This is a genomic window from Billgrantia desiderata (assembly GCF_900108215.1).
GTDB lineage: Bacteria > Pseudomonadota > Gammaproteobacteria > Pseudomonadales > Halomonadaceae > Halomonas > Halomonas desiderata.
Window position 1 is genome coordinate 1 of the sequence record NZ_FNVC01000051.1, and the last position, 2,569, is coordinate 2,569.

Annotated in this window: 3 protein-coding genes and 1 tRNA gene; all 4 read left to right on the forward strand. The window is 59.5% G+C overall.

The genetic code is table 11. The annotated features are described in order from the left end of the window. Nucleotides 1-300 precede the first annotated feature (300 nt). The 4 genes from C4S71_RS22435 to C4S71_RS22225 all read left to right on the forward strand — a co-directional run bounded on the left by C4S71_RS22435 (nucleotide 301) and on the right by C4S71_RS22225 (nucleotide 2,543). On the forward strand, nucleotides 301-645 hold the full coding sequence (locus C4S71_RS22435) for a hypothetical protein (RefSeq protein ID WP_146064647.1): 345 nt from the start codon (nucleotides 301-303) through the stop codon (nucleotides 643-645). Beyond that, nucleotides 636-709, forward strand: a tRNA-Gly gene (locus C4S71_RS22215). The genes C4S71_RS22435 and C4S71_RS22215 overlap by 10 nt, the downstream gene beginning before the upstream one ends. Nucleotides 710-1,599: 890 nt before the next feature. Then, the gene (locus tag C4S71_RS22220; protein ID WP_086509378.1) at nucleotides 1,600-2,040 is read left to right on the forward strand and encodes a LexA family protein; all 441 of its coding nucleotides are present in this window, start codon (nucleotides 1,600-1,602) and stop codon (nucleotides 2,038-2,040) included. After that, complete coding sequence (locus C4S71_RS22225) at nucleotides 2,037-2,543, forward strand: Y-family DNA polymerase (RefSeq protein WP_307718949.1); 507 nt, start codon at nucleotides 2,037-2,039, stop codon at nucleotides 2,541-2,543. Before C4S71_RS22220 ends, C4S71_RS22225 begins: the two co-directional genes overlap by 4 nt. Nucleotides 2,544-2,569 lie beyond the last annotated feature (26 nt).

The window sequence follows — 2,569 nt, forward strand, 5'->3', positions numbered from 1 at the left end:
CCCAGGGTAAGACGCGCGACCTTCCTCCCATACACCCGCCGCATCTACTGCCGCCCCTTCCGGATAGCTATTGGGCTTCGAGTTTCTTGGCCCTCTCGCCCAGGTGGCGACAGCCTCGTATGCGATTTCTGTTCGTCGGGCCGGGAGTTTGCCTCCAACTTCCTTCAGATTCCGTCTCGCGACGGACACCCTTGCTGTTCGGCTAACGGTTCCCGCTATCAGGGTCCGTAGGGGACTTTCACCCCCAAGTCATTCCGAGGCACCACCCTCGGAAACAGCGCCCGTCGGGCGCTGCGCGCCATGCCTGGCGCACCAAAAAAAACCGCCCATGGGGTCATGGGCGGCAAGATCGAAACTGCGAGCCAGAGCAACAGTGTTAGCGACTGCCATCGCGCTGTTGCCTGTACCAGATATGACAGCTGCAAGCAAAAAAGTTCGCCACTGTTCGATAATTTTTTTGTCCGATTGTCACCGCGGCCTCTGGCGCGCCGCCCAAAACCGCACGGCGGCACCGCACCGACCATCACGGCACAGGAAAATTTCAATAAAAACAGCGAGATGAAAAACGAGCCGCGGCGATGCGACGAGATGGCTTGCAATGCTCAAGCCCTTGGTTTTACTATCGAAACCCCTCTGCGGGTGTAGCTCAATGGTAGAGCAGAAGCTTCCCAAGCTTAAGACGAGGGTTCGATTCCCTTCACCCGCTCCAAGCCTCTCCAACCCTTTGATTCGTCTCGCGTCTCACCTCAGTGGGGGGTGATGGCTACACGTGTGGCTACACCAATGGCTACGGTAGCGACAGGCTAACGGCGAGGAACCCCAGGCCCTGAAAGCGAAAGCCCGGCCATGAGGCCGGGCTGGGTCTTCGCTTCCTTTCCACTTCCTCAAGCCTCCTGCTTGAGCCTCCTTGGTTCCTGAGTCTCCCTTGACGTGTCCTTCCCTGAAGGGCCTCCGTGCCCGATGCGCCTACTATGCCAGCCACGACGTGCGCCATGTATTAGCTTTGACTGCAATTGCTGTAAGAGATTGCCGATTCGAGCTGTCAGCTTTGGCCCCTCACGATCAGGTACTGAGTCGTGAGCCCGCCGTAGCTCGGTGAAACGTCGCCAATAAAAGAGCCCCGGCGGTGGCCAGGGCAGGCGCGATGAGACGCGATATTTTGGCGAACCCTTGAGAACGCGAAACCTAGCGTCTCTCGCATGGGAAACGGGTCTCGACGGCACAAAAAAGCCCGACCGCACGGGCCGGGCTCTATCGATGCGTCCCTATCCAACCAAACCTTGGGCCTCCTGCCCAAGCCTCCTTGGGGTAAGAGCATTCCGTCGCTCGGCCTTCCCTGTAGGGCTTTCCCTAGCCCGTTACCCACAGGGTAGTAGCTTCATGCCAGCCGTGGATTAACTCAGGATATCGGACGGCGTAAGAAATTTGCTTCGTGTTTGTAGGCTATCTCCTACAAGGGCGCCTGGCCATGCTGCCCTTCGCTCACCTTCGCCAAGCCGACACGCCCCCAAGCTAACTTCCATTAGCATTTACCTGTTGCCTGACAGTGCCAGTGTCGCAAATACTGTACAAAAACACAGAAAACACCAAGGGACTCACATGACACTGGCAAACCTCACCCCGGCTCACCCCGAGCCGCCACCGCTTGCGCTGCCTCACCCGCTGGCCTTGGGCCGCGCCGGCCTCAGCGGCTTTCCCAGCCCGGCACAGGACTATGAAGGCCGTACGCTCGACCTCAACGAGCGCCTGGTCAAACGCCCCTCGTCCACGTTCTTCATGAGCGTGACCGGCGACAGCATGGAGCGCCTGGGGATCCACGAAGGCGATCTGCTGCTGGTCGATCGCTCACTCGAGCCCCGCCCCGGCCATATCCTGGTAGCTTTGGTCGAGGGAGAGATCACCGTCAAGCGATACGAGCTGCGCGGCAAGGTGCCGTGCCTCTGCTCGGGCAATCCACGCTATGCGCCGATCCCGCTCGTCGACATCGAGTGTCAGGTGTGGGGCGTGGTGCGCGCGGTCATCCACGAGTACCCGGTATGAGCATGATCGGCCTGATCGATTGCAACAGCTTCTATGTCAGCTGCGAGCGCGTCTTCAAGCCCCGGCTGTGCGGCTTCCCTGTTGGGGTAATGTCGAACAACGACGGCTGCGTCATCTCGCTCTCCGACGAGCTGAAGGCCCTCGGCATCAAGTTGGGTGCGCCGGCATTCAAGCTTCAGCCTCTGGTACGCAGCGGGCAAATTCACCTGCTCTCCTCCAACTACGAACTCTATGGCGACATGAGCCAGCGGGTGCAGGCCGTGCTCGAGGAGTTCAGCCCGGCCGTGGAGCCCTACTCCATCGACGAGATGTTCGTTCGCTTCGACGGCTTCGCCCACGAGGCATTGCTCGAACACGCCCGGCAACTGCGTCAGAAGGTGCGCCAGTTCACCGGTATACCGGTTTGCGTGGGCGTAGCGCCCACGCGCACCCTGGCCTTATCCGTAGAAAAGCAAACCTGGCTGGAAGCTCGATCAAGTCTGTTTCCTGACTTGTGCAAGTAGTGATATTCAATAGAGTATCCTGTCCT

Bases quoted from the DNA above. Each gene is read 5' to 3' on its own strand.
- C4S71_RS22435 (WP_146064647.1), top strand. From the start codon at position 301: ATGCCTGGCGCACCAAAAAAAACCGCCCATGGGGTCATGGGCGGCAAG.
- C4S71_RS22220 (WP_086509378.1), top strand. From the start codon at position 1,600: ATGACACTGGCAAACCTCACCCCGGCTCACCCCGAGCCGCCACCGCTT.
- C4S71_RS22225 (WP_307718949.1), top strand. From the start codon at position 2,037: ATGAGCATGATCGGCCTGATCGATTGCAACAGCTTCTATGTCAGCTGC.